Raw genomic sequence first — 14,598 nt, 5'->3', positions numbered from 1 at the left:
GAGACATTTTGTGAGCGAACTCATTCGCGTACCTGACATCGGCAGCGGTGAAGGTGAAGTAATTGAACTGTTTGTGAAGGTCGGCGACCGCATCGAAGCCGACCAGAGCATCCTGACCCTGGAATCGGACAAGGCCAGCATGGAAGTGCCGGCCCCGAAAGCCGGCGTCATCAAGAGCCTGAAAGTGAAGCTGGGCGACCGTCTGAAAGAAGGCGACGAACTGCTCGAGCTGGAAGTCGAGGGCGCCGCTGAAGCGGCCCCTGCACCTGCCGCCGCACCTGCTGCGAAAGCCGAAGAGAAACCGGCTGCGGCACCTGCTGCTGCCGCGCCTGCCGCTGCTCCTGCTGCCGCTTCGGTACAGCAAGTGCACGTGCCGGACATCGGTTCGTCGGGCAAGGCGCAGATCATCGAGATTCAGGTCAAGGTCGGCGACAGCGTCGAAGCTGATCAATCGCTGATCACCCTGGAATCCGACAAGGCGAGCATGGAAATCCCGTCGCCTGCCGCTGGCGTGGTCAAGGCCATCAGCGTCAAGCTCAACGACGAAGTCGGCACTGGCGATCTGATTCTGGATCTGGAAGTGGCGGGTGCTGCGGCCCCGGCTGCCGCCGCTCCGGCTCAGGCTGCTGCGCCTGCTGCCGCTGCGCCAGCCCCGGCTGCTGCTCCGGCTGCACCGGTTGCCGACAGCGTTCAGGACATCCACGTTCCGGACATCGGTTCGGCTGGCAAAGCCAAGATCATCGAAGTGCTGGTCAAGGCCGGCGATACCGTCGAAGCCGACCAGTCGCTGATCACCCTGGAATCCGACAAGGCGAGCATGGAAATTCCATCGCCTGCCGCTGGCGTGGTCGAAAGCGTTTCGATCAAGCTGGATGACGAAGTCGGCACCGGCGACCTGATCCTCAAGCTCAAAGTCAAAGGCGCGGCCCCGGCTGCTGCCCCGGCTGCGGCTGCTGCACCGAGCGCTCCGGCACCTGCTGCTCCGGCTGCCGCTGCACCTGCTGCCACCGCTCCAGCCGCCGCACCGGCTGCTACACCAGCGAAACCGGGCGCCAAAGTTCACGCCGGCCCTGCCGTGCGTCAACTGGCTCGTGAGTTCGGCGTCGAGCTGAGCGCCGTTGGCGCCAGCGGTCCGCACGGTCGCATCCTCAAGGAAGACGTGCAGGTTTACGTCAAGGCGATGATGCAGAAGGCCAAGGAAGCACCGGCCGCTGCTGGCGGCGCTACCGGTGGCGCGGGCATCCCGCCGATCCCGGTGGTCGATTTCAGCCGTTTCGGCGAAATCGAAGAAGTGCCGATGACCCGCCTGATGCAGGTCGGCGCTGCCAACCTGCACCGCAGCTGGCTGAACGTGCCACACGTCACGCAATTCGACTCGGCGGACATCACCGAGCTGGAAGCCTTCCGTGTAGCGCAGAAAGCCGTGGCCGAGAAGGCTGGCGTCAAGCTGACCATCCTGCCGCTGCTGCTCAAGACCTGCGCGCACCTGCTCAAGGAGTTGCCGGACTTCAACAGTTCGCTGGCACCAAGTGGCAAGGCGATCATCCGCAAGAAATACGTGAACATCGGCTTCGCCGTCGACACTCCGGATGGCCTGCTGGTGCCGGTGATCAAGAACGTCGACCAGAAGAGCCTGCTGCAACTGGCTGCTGAAGCGGCTTCGCTGGCTGAAAAAGCCCGCACCAAGAAGCTGTCCTCGGACGAGATGCAGGGCGCCTGCTTCACCATTTCCAGCCTCGGCCACATTGGCGGCACCGGCTTCACGCCGATCGTCAACGCGCCGGAAGTGGCGATCCTCGGTGTTTCCAAGGCAACCATCCAGCCAGTCTGGGACGGCAAAGCCTTCCAGCCGAAGCTGATGCTGCCACTGTCGCTGTCCTACGATCACCGCGTGATCAACGGCGCTGCAGCTGCACGCTTCACTCAGCGTCTGGGCAGCCTGTTGGGCGACATCCGCACCATCCTGCTGTAACCCAAACGGCCCTCCGGCGACGGAGGGCCGCTTGCTGCACCCTTTCGAGCGCCACACGCTCGTACCTCAACCCCGTCAATTGACGGGGCTTTTTTTTGCCTGAAATAAACCGGATCGCGCCTCTTTCCTACAACCTGCGCTGACATCGGCCACAGGTCTGGTCCACTTAACGCCAATATTTTCTGCCGCCGGCCAACTAACCTCTGCTCAGGAAAGTTGCTTCAATGCGCTCCGCTTATTTAATTCATCTTATTAAAATCTCGAACGGAATCGATCATGTTCAAACCGACTATCGGCCCCATCGTGGGCCACGCCACAACTAACGAAGTTCGCATTTTCATGCGCGGCGAACAACAGGACAAAAAACGCGTATTTGCCGGAGTTCGCGCGCGCAAGGCCGGAACGGAAAAATGGTCCAACAGCGTATTTGCACTTTTGCATCCAGCCAACGACATGTCGGGCGTACTGGTATTACAGGATCTGGACGCCGATTGTGAATACGAATATCAAGCCGGCTGGTTAAGCCCGATGAATCCGGTACACACCATCGACACAGTGGTGGAGTTTCCACTGCAATGGCCGCGACAGCTCTACCGCTTTCGTACCCGCACCGCGCAAGCCAGCCAGCCCCGGGGCTTTATCGTCGGATCTTGCCGTTATCTGCGGATCACCGCAGGCATCGCCTCGTTGCCGCAACTGGGCGATCGCATCTTTGGCTCGATCAATCAACTTGTCGAGAGCAGTCATCTACCCGTCAGCGCGGTGATCATGACCGGCGATCAAGTGTATGTAGATGATTTGAATATCATTGCACCGGATCGCGAAGCCAAAGACATTCTGAAGAAGTATCGAACGGCATTTTCGCAACCGAATATTCAACGATTGATGTCCAATACATCGACTTACATGATGCTCGACGATCATGAAATAGAAGATAACTGGCCCGCCAATGCAAAAGATGCGGACAAGGACTTGTATCGCAACGCCATGGCCGCTTATGAACTTTATCAAGCCAGCCACAGCCCGGTTTACGCATATAACAGCGAGGGCCAGATAGACCGGAATACCTTGAAGCATTATTGGTATCAGTTCGGCGACAGCGATATCGCCTGGTTCGTCACCGACAGCCGCACCCGACGCAACTTGTCTGAGGATGACCGGCGCATTCTCGACATCGAGCAGGAACAGGCCCTGCTGCAATGGCTGATCCATAGCCCGGCACGGGTGAAATTCGTGGTGACCAGCGTGATGTTCTATCCCGATCGCAAGTTCAACGGTGACGATGCCTGGAAAGCTTTTCCCGAGCAGCGTCTGCGGCTGCTGGAAACCATCCGCACTCACCGGATCAAGAACGTGGTGTTCGTCTCCGGCGACGTCCATGGCTCGCTGACCAGTCGCTTGAGTCACAGCGAGGACACCGATTTCGAAGTGCACACCATCGTGTCCTCGCCGTTGCACAACAGCAAATTGCTGCCGTATGCCAAGGCTTCAACGTTCATCCTCGATCAACCGCTGATGCGCACGGCAGCCGGGGATTATCGGCACGAGCTCACCAGTGCCGTGGTGAGTCAGGACAATTTTGCGCATGTGGTCGTTGAGGCTGACCGGATTCTGGTCGAGTATCACGATCGTGACGGCAAATTGCTGCAATCGATCAGCATGAAATTGCGTTGAGACCCCAAAAGATCGCAGCCTTCGGCAGCTCCTACATGAGGCGCATTCCCTTGTTGGAGCGTTGCAAGGCAGCGATCTTTTGTTCTTTTGCCCCAGACGCTGGAGAAATGTTCACTGCAGCCGACATATTCTTATAGCACTTGGCCTTCATCTCTCTTGTCAGTCGGTGCCGCAATGATGCAACCTTGCCGCAGCCAACAGACAAGAGGGCGAGAGCCCGGCGCATTCAGCATATTTCCAAGCGAGTTTCCTTCATGAAGAGCCAGCCCGATGCCGCCAGCCGTATGGCGGCCGAGGTAGTGACGCAGTTGCCGGTGCCCTCGCGGCTCGGCATGCTGCGTTTCGAGCGCTTGAATGAAGCCAGTTGGGCAATGCTGTTCCTCGATCCCAACTGCGAACGCCAGTTTGGCCAGCCGGCCGTCGAGCTCTGCGCACTGGTCGGCTCGCCCTACGCCAGCCTGATGGAGCCCGAAGCGCGCTATCAACTGCATGACGCGATCCAGCAACAACTGAGCAAAAGCGCGCATTACGTGGTGCGCTACACCCTGCACACCGCCGCCGGCGCGTTGAACATGCTCGAGCTGGGCGAAGCCTACAAACAGCACAACCGGCATTTGCTGCGCGGCTACCTGCTGGCCGTCGACGAGGTGTTCGACGAAACCCAGGCGCTGCCTTCGGTGGATCTGGAAACCCAGAACTCGCGCCTGCAAATCGCCCTTGAGCTGAACCAGCGTGCCCAGCAGGAACAACTGCAGCATCTGGAACGCGTGCGTGCCCAGCAGGATCTGATTCTGCTGCTCGCACGCCAGCGCTACAGCACGCACAACTCGCTGCAGGAAGCCGCCGAGCTGATCACCCGCTGCGCCTGCGATATCTACGAAATCGACTGCGCCAGCCTGTGGAACCTCGAAGGCCAGCGCTTGCTGCCGATCTCCGCCTACCACCGCGCGACCCAGGAATACATCCTGCCAGAGCCGATCGATATCAGCGGCTTCCCCGATTACATGGAAGCGCTGCACAGCAGCCGCGCCATCGATGCGCACAACGCCATGCACGACCCGCGCACCCGCGAGATGGCCGAGGCGATGCGTCCGCGTGACGTCAACGCCATGCTCGATGCCAGCATTCGCGTCGACGGCCAGGTAGTCGGCGTGTTGTGCCTGGAACAGACCGGCGTCACCCGCGCCTGGCAGTCCGACGAAATCGCCTTTGCCGGCGAACTGGCCGACCAGTTCGCACAAGTGATCAACAACCACAACCGCCGCACTGCCACCAGCGCCCTGCACCTGTTTCAGCGCGCGGTCGAGCAAAGCGCCAACGCCTTCTTGCTGGTCAACTGCGACGGCGTGGTCGAGTACGTCAACCCGAGCTTCACCGCGATCACCCAGTACACCACCGAGGAAGTCCACGGTCAGCGCCTGTCGGAACTGCCCGCCCTGGAAAATCTCAGCGAGCTGCTGTTCGATGCGCCCTCGGCGCTGGCCCAGAGCAACAGCTGGCAGGGCGAATTCAAGAGCCGACGCAAGAACCTCGAACCGTACTGGGGCCAGCTGTCGATCTCCAAGGTCTATGGCGATAACCGTGAGCTGACGCATTACATCGGCATCTACGAAGACATCACTCAGACCAAACTCGCGCAGCAACGTATCGAGCGCCTGGCCTACACCGACAACCTGACCAACCTCGGCAACCGTCCGGCCTTCATCCGCAATCTCGATGAGCGCTTCGCCCGCGACAGCGACACGCCGATCAGCCTGTTGCTGGTGGACATCGACAATTTCAAGCGGATCAACGACAGCCTCGGCCACCAGACTGGCGACAAACTGTTGATCAGCCTCGCCCGGCGCCTGCGCAACAGCCTCAGCCCGAGTGGCAGCCTGGCGCGTTTTGCCAGTAACGAATTCGCCGTGTTGCTCGACGACACCGACCTTGAAGCCGGGCAGCAGATCGCCAGTCAGTTGCTGATGACCCTCGACAAGCCGATGTTCGTCGATAACCAATTGATCAGCGTCACCGGCTCCGTCGGCCTGGCCTGCGCGCCGCTACACGGGCGCGATCCGCAAACCCTGATGCGCAACGCCGGCCTGGCACTGCACAAGGCCAAGGCCAACGGCAAACACCAGTTGCAGGTGTTCACTGAAGCGCTGAACGCCGAAGCCAGTTACAAACTGTTCGTCGAGAACAACCTGCGCCGCGCCCTCACGCAGAACGAACTGGACGTGTTCTACCAGCCCAAGCTGTGCCTGCGCAGCGGTCGCCTGCTGGGCATGGAAGCGCTGTTGCGCTGGAACCACCCGGAACGCGGCATGATTCGCCCGGACCAGTTCATCAGCGTCGCCGAGGAAACCGGCCTGATCATTCCGATCGGCAAATGGATCGCCCGTCAGGCCTGCCGCATGAGCAAATCCCTGACCGCTGCCGGCCTGGGCAATCTGCAAGTGGCAATCAATCTGTCACCGAAACAGTTCTCCGATCCGGATCTGGTCGCCTCGATCGCCAACATCCTCAGGGAAGAAGCGCTGCCGGCCAGTCTGCTCGAACTCGAGCTGACCGAAGGCTTGTTGCTGGAAGCCACCGAAGACACGCATTTGCAGCTCGACCAGCTCAAACGCCTGGGCCTGACCCTGGCCATGGATGACTTCGGCACCGGGTACTCGTCGCTGAGCTATCTGAAGAAATTCCCGATCGACATCATCAAGATCGATCGCAGCTTCATCCACGAAATCCCGGACAACCAGGACGACATGGAAATCACCTCCGCCGTGATCGCCATGGCCCACAACCTGAAACTCAAGGTCGTCGCCGAAGGCATCGAAACCGCCGAGCAACTGGCGTTCCTGCGTCGGCATCGTTGCGACGTCGGTCAGGGTTATCTGTTCGACCGTCCGATTCCGGGTGATGAGCTGATCAAAGCGCTCAAACGCTATCCGCGCGGCCCGCTCTGTCTCTAACCCCTCTACCCCATTCTCGCCATAACATGCCGCCCCCTGTAGGAGCTGCCGAAGGCTGCGATCTTTTGATCTGGTTTTTAAAAAGCAAAATCAAAAGATCGCAGCCTTCGGCAGCTCCTACATTGGGTAGTGATTAACTCGGCATCATTCGGCACACTGGCGGTCTGGCTTTTTACCTCCAACCTGACTGAGAGGAACGCTCATGGTTCTGCGCTCGGAAATTCTGGTGAACAAAAACGTGCTTCCAACCAAAGAACAAGCCCTGCCCGGCCGCGAAACCCCGATGACCCTGCCGGAAAAACACTTCGTCTTCGAAGACACCCCGCTGCTCGGTCCATTCTTTCAGGACGTCGACTTCGCGATTTTCGGTCTGGGTTGCTTCTGGGGCGCGGAACGACGCTTCTGGCAGCGCGAAGGCGTGGTCAGCACCGTGGTCGGTTACGCCGGCGGCTTCACGCCAAACCCGACGTACGAAGAAGTCTGCTCGGGCCTGACCGGCCACGCCGAAGTGGTCTTGGTGGTGTATGACAAGGCCCAAGTCAGCTATGAAGAGCTGCTGGCGATGTTCTGGGAACTGCACAACCCGACTCAGGGCATGCGTCAGGGCAACGACATCGGCACTCAGTACCGCTCAGTGATCTACGCGACCACCCCGGAGCAACTGGATGCGGCACTGAAAAGCAAAGACGTGTATCAGGCGGAACTGGCCAAGGCCGGTCTGGGTGAAATCAGCACCGAGATCGACCAGGCCCCGCCCGTGTACTTTGCCGAGGCGTATCACCAGCAGTATCTGGCGAAGAACCCTGAAGGTTACTGCGGGATTGGCGGCACCGGTGTGTGCATGCCGAACTAAAAGCTGCTAGCGGCAAGCTTCAAGCTGCAAGCGCTGTTTTCGCTTCAGCTTGTAGCTTGTAGCTTGTAGCTTCATTCCGCAATCAACCAATCCATCTGCCAGCCACCCTGAGTCTGCCCCAGCTTCTTCGACAACCACGGCAGCAACTCACGCAATTCTTCTTCCAGCCCCCACGGCGGATTGGCGATCGCCAGCCCGGAACCGTTCAGGCTGTTCGGCGTATCCAGCGGATGCACCAGCAACTCGACGCGCAGTAACTTCGGCGCACCGGTGCCTGCCAGGTCCTGATAGAAACGCCGCAGTGCACGCTGATCCTTCACCGGATACCAGATCGCAGCCACGGTCTGGCGCATGCGGCCGATGGCTTCTTTCATCGACGCCGCGCAACGCTGCATCTCGTCCAGTTGCTCGAACGGCGGATCGATCAGCATCACCGCGCGCTTTTCCTGCACCGGCAACATCGCCCGCGCCACGTGCCAGCCCTCGCCCAGATGCACTTTTACCCGACGATCGCCGGCCATGTTGTCCTTGAGCAACACGCCATCTTCGGGGTGCTTCTCGTTGAGCATCACCCGATCCTGCGGCCGCGTCAGGCGCCGCGCCAGCTCCGGCGAACCCGGGTAATAGCGCAACTGGCCATCCGGGTTCATCTCGTGCAGCACCTTCATATAGTCGGCAGTCAGCGCCGGCAGGTCCGGCTGATCCCACAACCGCGCAATGCCTTCCAGGTACTCGCCGGTGCGATTGGCCTGATCGCCCTGCAAGTCATACAGACCGATGCCGGCGTGCGTGTCGAGATAGGCAAACGGCTGCTCCTTGCGCGACATCAGGGCTATGAGGCGGGTCAAGGTCAGGTGTTTGAACACATCGGCGTGATTGCCGGCATGGAAGGCGTGACGATAATTCATGGCTGCTCCTGCGAGGGCCGCAAAGTTTACCTTTTACCGGGCGGCAAGTCAGGGGTTCGCAGCCGAGTGGACAAAAGCCTGCCCTCACTCCAACCCTCTCCGGAGGGAGAGGGGACTGATGGTGGTGATCTTGCGAGTTACATCGACCTGAATGATCGACGTGATCTCAGGCTTGGCCAAGCGTAGATAAGCGCCCAAGTCGCAAGTCGTCACACGACCAGTCCCCAGAAAGAACACCACCATCCAGGCTTGGCCAAGCGAAGTTCACCACTGAAGTCGCAGGTCGGCGTACATCACCCAGACAACTCGGTCAGTCCCCTCTCCCTCTGGGAGAGGGCCAGGGTGAGGGGCTTTGCTTTTATGGCGTTAAACTGGCTAACCATGAACGACAGGAAGTCAAAAACTCATGCGGTATCTCATCATCTGTTCACTCAGCCTTCTAAGTCCATACCTCGCCCTTGCCGACGAAACTCACGTTGAACAGGCACGCCAGACACTAAAGAACTACGGGCTGAGCCACTGCATTCTGAAGCCATTCAACGAACGCTCAGCGCTGGAAAAAGACATTGCGCTGTCCGCCAATGCCTATTCATTCATGGGCAACGGCCTACATTCCATCCTGCAAGATGAAGACACGCTGCAAGTGCTGCACGATCCCTATAAAGAAACACTGAGCTACATATCGGCGGCTTACCAGCAGACACCTTCACGCAGCAAACACTCAAATGAAAAAGTGGTGTTCCTGGCGTGCCTGAAGATCTACAACTCCGAAGCGTTCAACCGCTTTATCAAAACCCAAGATGCCTACATCTCTGACTGACCCCCCGATTTCAGTCAATCAAAAGATCGCAGCCTTCGGCGGCTCCTACATGGGATAGGCGCTCACTCTGCCGAAGGCTGCGGCCTTTCGATCTTCAGGCGGGCAAGCTGCGCAGGCGCTTGCCGATGACATCGAGCACATCACAGCCATCACGCAATGGGATGGCGCACAGCAGGGCGAAGTCGCTGAGGATCACGGAGTCGCATTCGATCGAGCCGCGCATGCACATGTTTTCCAGGACCTGGACCACGGCGCGGATGCGATAGTTGGCGGCGTCCATGAGGATGTCGAGGGGCACATGGGTGTCGACGAACAGGCTGGGCATGTCGCTGCAATTGCCGGTAAGGGCCATGAAGCGGTTGTCGGGGTGAGGGGTGATTTTTTCGTAGGGTGAATCAGTATGCTTATTGGTCATTTTCCGGGTCCCATGATTGATAAACGTGAGCCGCCATCACACCTTCCTACGGGTTAGGGTGGCAGCTGTGCGCGGGAGTAGGAACCGAGCAATCATGGACCTCGGCCACGCCGAAGCGTGCCCCACGCACAGCCGCCGCGAACGATCTTACGGACTTGAACCAAGTGCCGCAAAAAGCCAACGAACTGTAACGTCATGAATGCGGGGATCCTTCACCCTGCCACCGCTCTCGTGGCGACAACGAAAAGACTATCCCTGCAACTCACCGCGCACCAGTTCATGAAAACCGCCGCGATTCGAAGGAAACGTCCGAAGCGTTTGCCCCGAAATTTCACTCTGCCTCTGCCAGCAAAAACTCCAGAAGCGCCGATCGTGACGAATCTTCCGACATCGATAATTTGAAAAACTGCCCGACCTTGCAGCGCAAAACAGCCTCGGGAAACGCCTCGAACACGGCCGGTTGCTCCTCGCTCAGCCATTGCAAAGCATTGGCGATGCGTACGCTTGCATCAGTCTGCGCCAACAGCGATTGCGGCACGCTCCACCACGGAAAGACCCGCCCCGAAACCAGCGCACGGCCCCCGATTTCAATGGCCTGGCCATTGATCAAGGCTCGTGAAACGACTGGCAGCCATTGCGCGGGAATGACCTCGTCAGAGTGCAAAAGAGGCAGCAGAAACCGACCATCCCAAAAGCGGAAAAACACCGCTTTACCGTCCGGCATCAGCACTTGAGTCAGGCTGCGGAAATGTTCGACCAGCACTTCCAAATCTGCCGAAGACACCGCCAACCATCCCCAATCCCGGGATTCTGTTTCCGCCACCCAACGTAAAAACTCACTGTCTGCAGCGACAATTCCCACATAGGGCATCACCGCGTCCCACTCGGCATAAATGGTCTCGGCCCAGACTGGATTCGCTGTGCCCTGCCAAGCTTTGAATGCATTGGCGTCGCTGGCGCGGCTGAAAATGGCGAACAGTTGCTCCGACGCATGCAGCGGCTGCCGTGCCAGCCATTGTTCGGGTGTCAATTCCTCACGCTGCACAAACACCATCCTTACACCGCTCACACTCTTCGCAGAAAGGCGCATCACCTTTGAGACTCATGATCTGTGCAGCAGTGAGAATCGCCGCTGGCGCAGCGGCCAGTTTCTCCGGCAACCCCGGCACCACCGGCGCAGCACTGGTCGCCACCATTGGCGCGCCGCCCACAACAATCGGCACGCTGCTGAAAATTCCGCCGGGACCAATGTTGATCCACTGTCCCCCGGCCTGAATCGTCGCGCTCGCGCCGCCATCAATGACCACTTGCTGGCCTGCGCTGATATGGATCTGCGCCGAGGCGCTGGTGGCCTGGCTGTTCACCCGCACCTGCCGGTCGCCGAGCACGGACAAATGATCATCCTGCCTGACTTCGGTCTGGCGCTGGCCGTGGGTGATGCGTTGCTCGTCGGCCTTGAGTTCATGGCGAGCGGTGCCGGTGACCACCACATTGCGCTGATTATCGACCTGCAGCTGCTGGTCGTTGAGCACATGCTGGGTCCAGTTGCGCTGGGCACGCAGGTAGATTTCCTCGGCGCCTTTTTTATCCTCGATGCGCAGTTCGTTATAACCGCCACCGCCAGGGCTGCTCTGGCTGCGGAAGATACTGCGGGTCTTGTCTGCCGGCAGATCCAGCGGCACCGGGGTCGCCGCATTCGGCAGGCAACCCATGACCAGCGGCTTATCGGCATCGCCATCAATGAAGCCGACCAGCACTTCCATGCCGACTCGCGGAATCAACACGCTGCCGTAGTGATCGTGAGCCCAACCGGTCGCGACGCGCAGCCAGCAACTGGAGTGCTCGTTGAGTTCGCCATCACGATCCCAGGCCAGTTGCACTTTGACCCGTCCGTATTCATCGCAATGGATTTCCAGGTCTTTCGGGCCGGTGACCACGGCAGGTTGGTAGCCCGACATGCGCGGTTTTTCCGGGCACAGTGCCGGACGAAAGACCACGTCCCACGGCGTGGCGACGAAAGTATTGCGGTAGCCCTGGAAGGATTCGCCATCGCTGGTCACCGATTCCTCCAGCACCTGCGGCTGACGGCCGCGATGCTCGACACAGGTGAGCAACCACAGATCATTCCAGTCGCTGCGCGGATGCTCGGTGAGTTGCAGGAAATGCCCGCAGACCAATGAAGACTCGTCGCTGCTGCCCTCGGCCTGACGGTAATCGGCGACGTGCCGTTCCAGCGCTCGCCGAGTCAGCTGTTTGCCGGTTTCACGATCACTGAATTGGCCGGGGAAGTGATAGTCCTCCAGCACCGGACGCTGCTCGCCGTCACTGCGACTTTCCAGTGACAGCCGTGGTTTCTCGAAATTGTAGTCGCGCCGGGTGACAACGCTGGTGCGGGTTTCCACGCGCACGTTGAACCGTTGAATCGCCGGCGCGCCCGCCGACATGCCGCTGCCCGGCAGATACAGCGTTGGCGCGGGCAGCTTGGGGAACACGGTCTGGTCGTCGCCGAACACCAGCAAATGGCCTTCGGGGCTGTGTTGAAAATGGTAATGAATGCCGACTTCGGCACACAGACGCTGGATGAAGGCCAGATCGCTTTCGGCGTATTGCACGCAGTATTCGCGCTCCGGGTATTCGCTGCCCAGGCGAAATTCAAAGGCATCGCGCAGGATCGAATGATCCTTGAGGATCTGCGTGATGATCTGCGGCACGCTCTGATGCTGAAAAATCCGCTGGTTGATGCGATGCCCCAGATACGTCAGACGCGGGACAAGGCTGAGGTGATAGCGTGTCAGACGTTTCCCGGAATCGCCCTGCCCGACCTGATAAATCTGACCATGAATACCGCAACCCTGAGCATCGAAACTCAGAAACGCCTGACCATGCAGCAGGCTTTCCAGATCCAGGTCCGGCCGCTCGCTGACCAGTTCCAGCTCGAAGCGAAAGGGTTGGCTGATGGCTTCCCTGCCCGTGAACTCAAGGACCTTGAGGTCATGCCGGGCGCCTTCGAGGGTCAACGTGAAACGCGGTTGATTGGCAGGCGCGAACATCCGATGTCTCTCTGCAGTGTGAGGGCGGGCGATTCTGCATGAGGGGCAAGGGGTGCCGAGCAGGTGACGGGAAATTCAGATTTGCCCTACGTGGATTGCTGAAAGGACCTTTAGAAATTAGCACTTTGACTACAGACATTTCTTCAAGCCGGTCAGTGTCCCTGTGGGAGCTGGCTTGCCAGCGATGAGGTCGGCACATTCAACTTATCGCTGACTGACACACCGTCATCGCTGGCAAGCCAGCTCCCACAGGGTTCTTCAGTGTTCTTGAAGAACCACAGGCAACAAAAAACGGCCCGCTTCCTCTAGGAAGCGGGCCGTTTTCATGTGAGCCGAAGCTCAGTCCATCACTTGTTAAGATGGAAGTCTTTTTCCGCTGCCTCGAAACGCTCAACCATGCCGCGAGTCGGTTCACCCGCCTTGCTGACAAAGTAGATGGCCAGGCTGGCGAAGATGAAGCCCGGAATGATTTCGTACAGACCCAGCAGTTCGAAATGCTTCCAGACCACCACGGTGATCGCGCCGACCAGAATACCGGCCAGTGCGCCGTTGCGGGTCATGTCTTTCCAGACCACCGAAATCAGCACCACCGGACCGAATGCAGCACCGAAACCGGCCCAGGCGTAGGACACCAGGCCCAGTACGCGGTTTTCCGGGTTGGCAGCCAATGCGATAGCGATCAGGGCTACCAGCAGCACCATGGCACGACCGACCCAGACCAGCTCCAGTTGCGAAGCGGACTTGCGCAGGAAGGCTTTATAGAAGTCTTCGGTCAGGGCGCTCGAGCACACCAGCAACTGGCAGCTCAGGGTGCTCATCACCGCAGCCAGAATGGCCGACAGCAGTACACCGGCAACCCATGGGTTGAAGAGGATTTTCGCCAGTTCGATGAACACGCGCTCCGGGTTCTCGGTCACAGGACCGGCGACTTCCGGGTGCGCCGAGAAGTAAGCGATACCGAAGAAGCCCACCGCAACGGTGCCGCCCAGGCACAGGATCATCCAGGCCATGGAAATGCGACGAGCCTTGGCGATCGACTTCACCGAATCCGCCGCCATGAAACGCGCGAGGATGTGCGGCTGGCCGAAGTAGCCCAGACCCCAGCCCATCAGCGAGATGATGCCGATGAAGGTTGTGCCTTTGAGCATGTCGAAGTTGCTTGGATCTTGCGCTTCGATGGCGAGGAACGTGGTGTCAACGCCGCCTGTGGCCAGCAGGACGATGATCGGCGTAAGGATCAGCGCGAAGATCATCAGCGTGGCTTGTACGGTGTCGGTCCAGCTCACCGCGAGGAAACCGCCGATGAAGGTGTAGGCAATCGTCGCCGCAGCACCGGCCCACAGCGCCGTTTCATAGGTCATGCCAAACGTGCTTTCGAACAGACGGGCACCAGCGACGATGCCGGAAGCGCAGTAGATGGTAAAGAACACCAGAATCACGATCGCCGAGATAATCCGCAGCAAGCCGCTTTTATCTTCGAAACGGCTGGAAAAGTAATCCGGCAGAGTCAGGGCATCGCCGTTGTGCTCGGTCTGCACACGCAGACGGCCGGCGACAAACAGCCAGTTCAGGTAGGCACCGACGATCAGGCCGATGGCGATCCAGCTTTCGGACAGACCGGACATGTAGATAGCGCCCGGCAGGCCCATCAGCAACCAGCCGCTCATGTCGGAGGCACCGGCAGACAGCGCGGTGACGACGCTGCCGAGGCTGCGACCACCGAGAATATAGTCGGAAAGGTTGTTGGTGGAGCGATAGGCCATCAAGCCGATCAGCACCATTGCTGCGATGTAGATCACGAACGTGATCAGGGTTGGATTGCTTACGCTCATTGAGTTACGCCCTGGCTTTGTTTTTATGTAGCGGCGGTGGTGAACCGCTCGCAAACGACGACGTTTGGCAGACGATCCGGGATCCCGCGCATTTAAGACTGATGTTTCCCCAGGAAAGCCATC

At 59.3% G+C, this 14,598-nt stretch carries 10 protein-coding genes; 5 read left to right on the top strand and 5 right to left on the bottom strand.

Going from position 1 to position 14,598, the window contains the following annotated elements:
- Positions 1 to 10: 10 nt before the first annotated feature.
- The 4 genes from aceF (at position 11) to msrA (ending at position 7,450) form a co-directional block, all read left to right on the top strand.
- Positions 11 to 1,972 carry a dihydrolipoyllysine-residue acetyltransferase gene (gene aceF, locus D8U60_RS04590; protein ID WP_130899570.1) on the top strand — a complete coding sequence of 654 codons (1,962 nt, stop codon included), beginning with the start codon at positions 11 to 13 and terminating at the stop codon, positions 1,970 to 1,972.
- A 276-nt stretch (positions 1,973 to 2,248) separates the two neighbouring features.
- The gene (locus D8U60_RS04585; RefSeq protein WP_130899569.1) at positions 2,249 to 3,646 is read left to right on the top strand and encodes an alkaline phosphatase D family protein; all 1,398 of its coding nucleotides are present in this window, start codon (positions 2,249 to 2,251) and stop codon (positions 3,644 to 3,646) included.
- Positions 3,647 to 3,900: 254 nt separating this feature from the next.
- Positions 3,901 to 6,597, top strand: a complete 2,697-nt coding sequence (locus D8U60_RS04580; RefSeq protein ID WP_122699824.1) for a GGDEF and EAL domain-containing protein — start codon at positions 3,901 to 3,903, stop codon at positions 6,595 to 6,597.
- A gap of 202 nt (positions 6,598 to 6,799) precedes the next feature.
- On the top strand, positions 6,800 to 7,450 hold the full coding sequence (msrA, locus tag D8U60_RS04570) for a peptide-methionine (S)-S-oxide reductase MsrA (protein ID WP_122881215.1): 651 nt from the start codon (positions 6,800 to 6,802) through the stop codon (positions 7,448 to 7,450).
- A 71-nt stretch (positions 7,451 to 7,521) separates the two neighbouring features.
- Here msrA and rlmJ read toward each other — a convergent pair whose 3' ends face one another.
- A complete protein-coding gene (gene rlmJ, locus D8U60_RS04565; RefSeq protein ID WP_122508537.1) occupies positions 7,522 to 8,358 on the bottom strand; it encodes a 23S rRNA (adenine(2030)-N(6))-methyltransferase RlmJ in 837 nt (278 codons plus the stop codon).
- Positions 8,359 to 8,764: 406 nt separating this feature from the next.
- On the opposite strand from rlmJ, the gene D8U60_RS04560 reads away from it, so the two are divergent.
- Positions 8,765 to 9,178 carry a hypothetical protein gene (locus tag D8U60_RS04560; RefSeq protein ID WP_130899568.1) on the top strand — a complete coding sequence of 138 codons (414 nt, stop codon included), beginning with the start codon at positions 8,765 to 8,767 and terminating at the stop codon, positions 9,176 to 9,178.
- A 94-nt stretch (positions 9,179 to 9,272) separates the two neighbouring features.
- Here D8U60_RS04560 and D8U60_RS04555 read toward each other — a convergent pair whose 3' ends face one another.
- The 4 genes from D8U60_RS04555 to putP all read right to left on the bottom strand — a co-directional run bounded on the left by D8U60_RS04555 (position 9,273) and on the right by putP (position 14,475).
- Entirely contained in the window at positions 9,273 to 9,593 is a 321-nt protein-coding gene (locus D8U60_RS04555; RefSeq protein WP_130899567.1) for a hypothetical protein, read from the bottom strand.
- A gap of 331 nt (positions 9,594 to 9,924) precedes the next feature.
- Positions 9,925 to 10,638, bottom strand: a complete 714-nt coding sequence (locus tag D8U60_RS04550; RefSeq protein ID WP_130899566.1) for a DUF4123 domain-containing protein — start codon at positions 10,636 to 10,638, stop codon at positions 9,925 to 9,927.
- Positions 10,628 to 12,643: a type VI secretion system tip protein TssI/VgrG gene (tssI, locus tag D8U60_RS04545; protein WP_130899565.1), complete on the bottom strand. Its 2,016-nt coding sequence runs from the start codon at positions 12,641 to 12,643 to the stop codon at positions 10,628 to 10,630. Before tssI ends, D8U60_RS04550 begins: the two co-directional genes overlap by 11 nt.
- A gap of 347 nt (positions 12,644 to 12,990) precedes the next feature.
- On the bottom strand, positions 12,991 to 14,475 hold the full coding sequence (putP, locus tag D8U60_RS04540) for a sodium/proline symporter PutP (RefSeq protein ID WP_016772011.1): 1,485 nt from the start codon (positions 14,473 to 14,475) through the stop codon (positions 12,991 to 12,993).
- Positions 14,476 to 14,598: the final 123 nt, after the last annotated feature.

Source organism: Pseudomonas sp. Sample_11 (assembly GCF_004307505.1).
GTDB lineage: Bacteria > Pseudomonadota > Gammaproteobacteria > Pseudomonadales > Pseudomonadaceae > Aquipseudomonas > Aquipseudomonas atacamensis.
The sequence above is the reverse complement of the archived record's forward strand: the minus strand, read 5'-3'. Positions and strand labels throughout refer to the sequence as shown.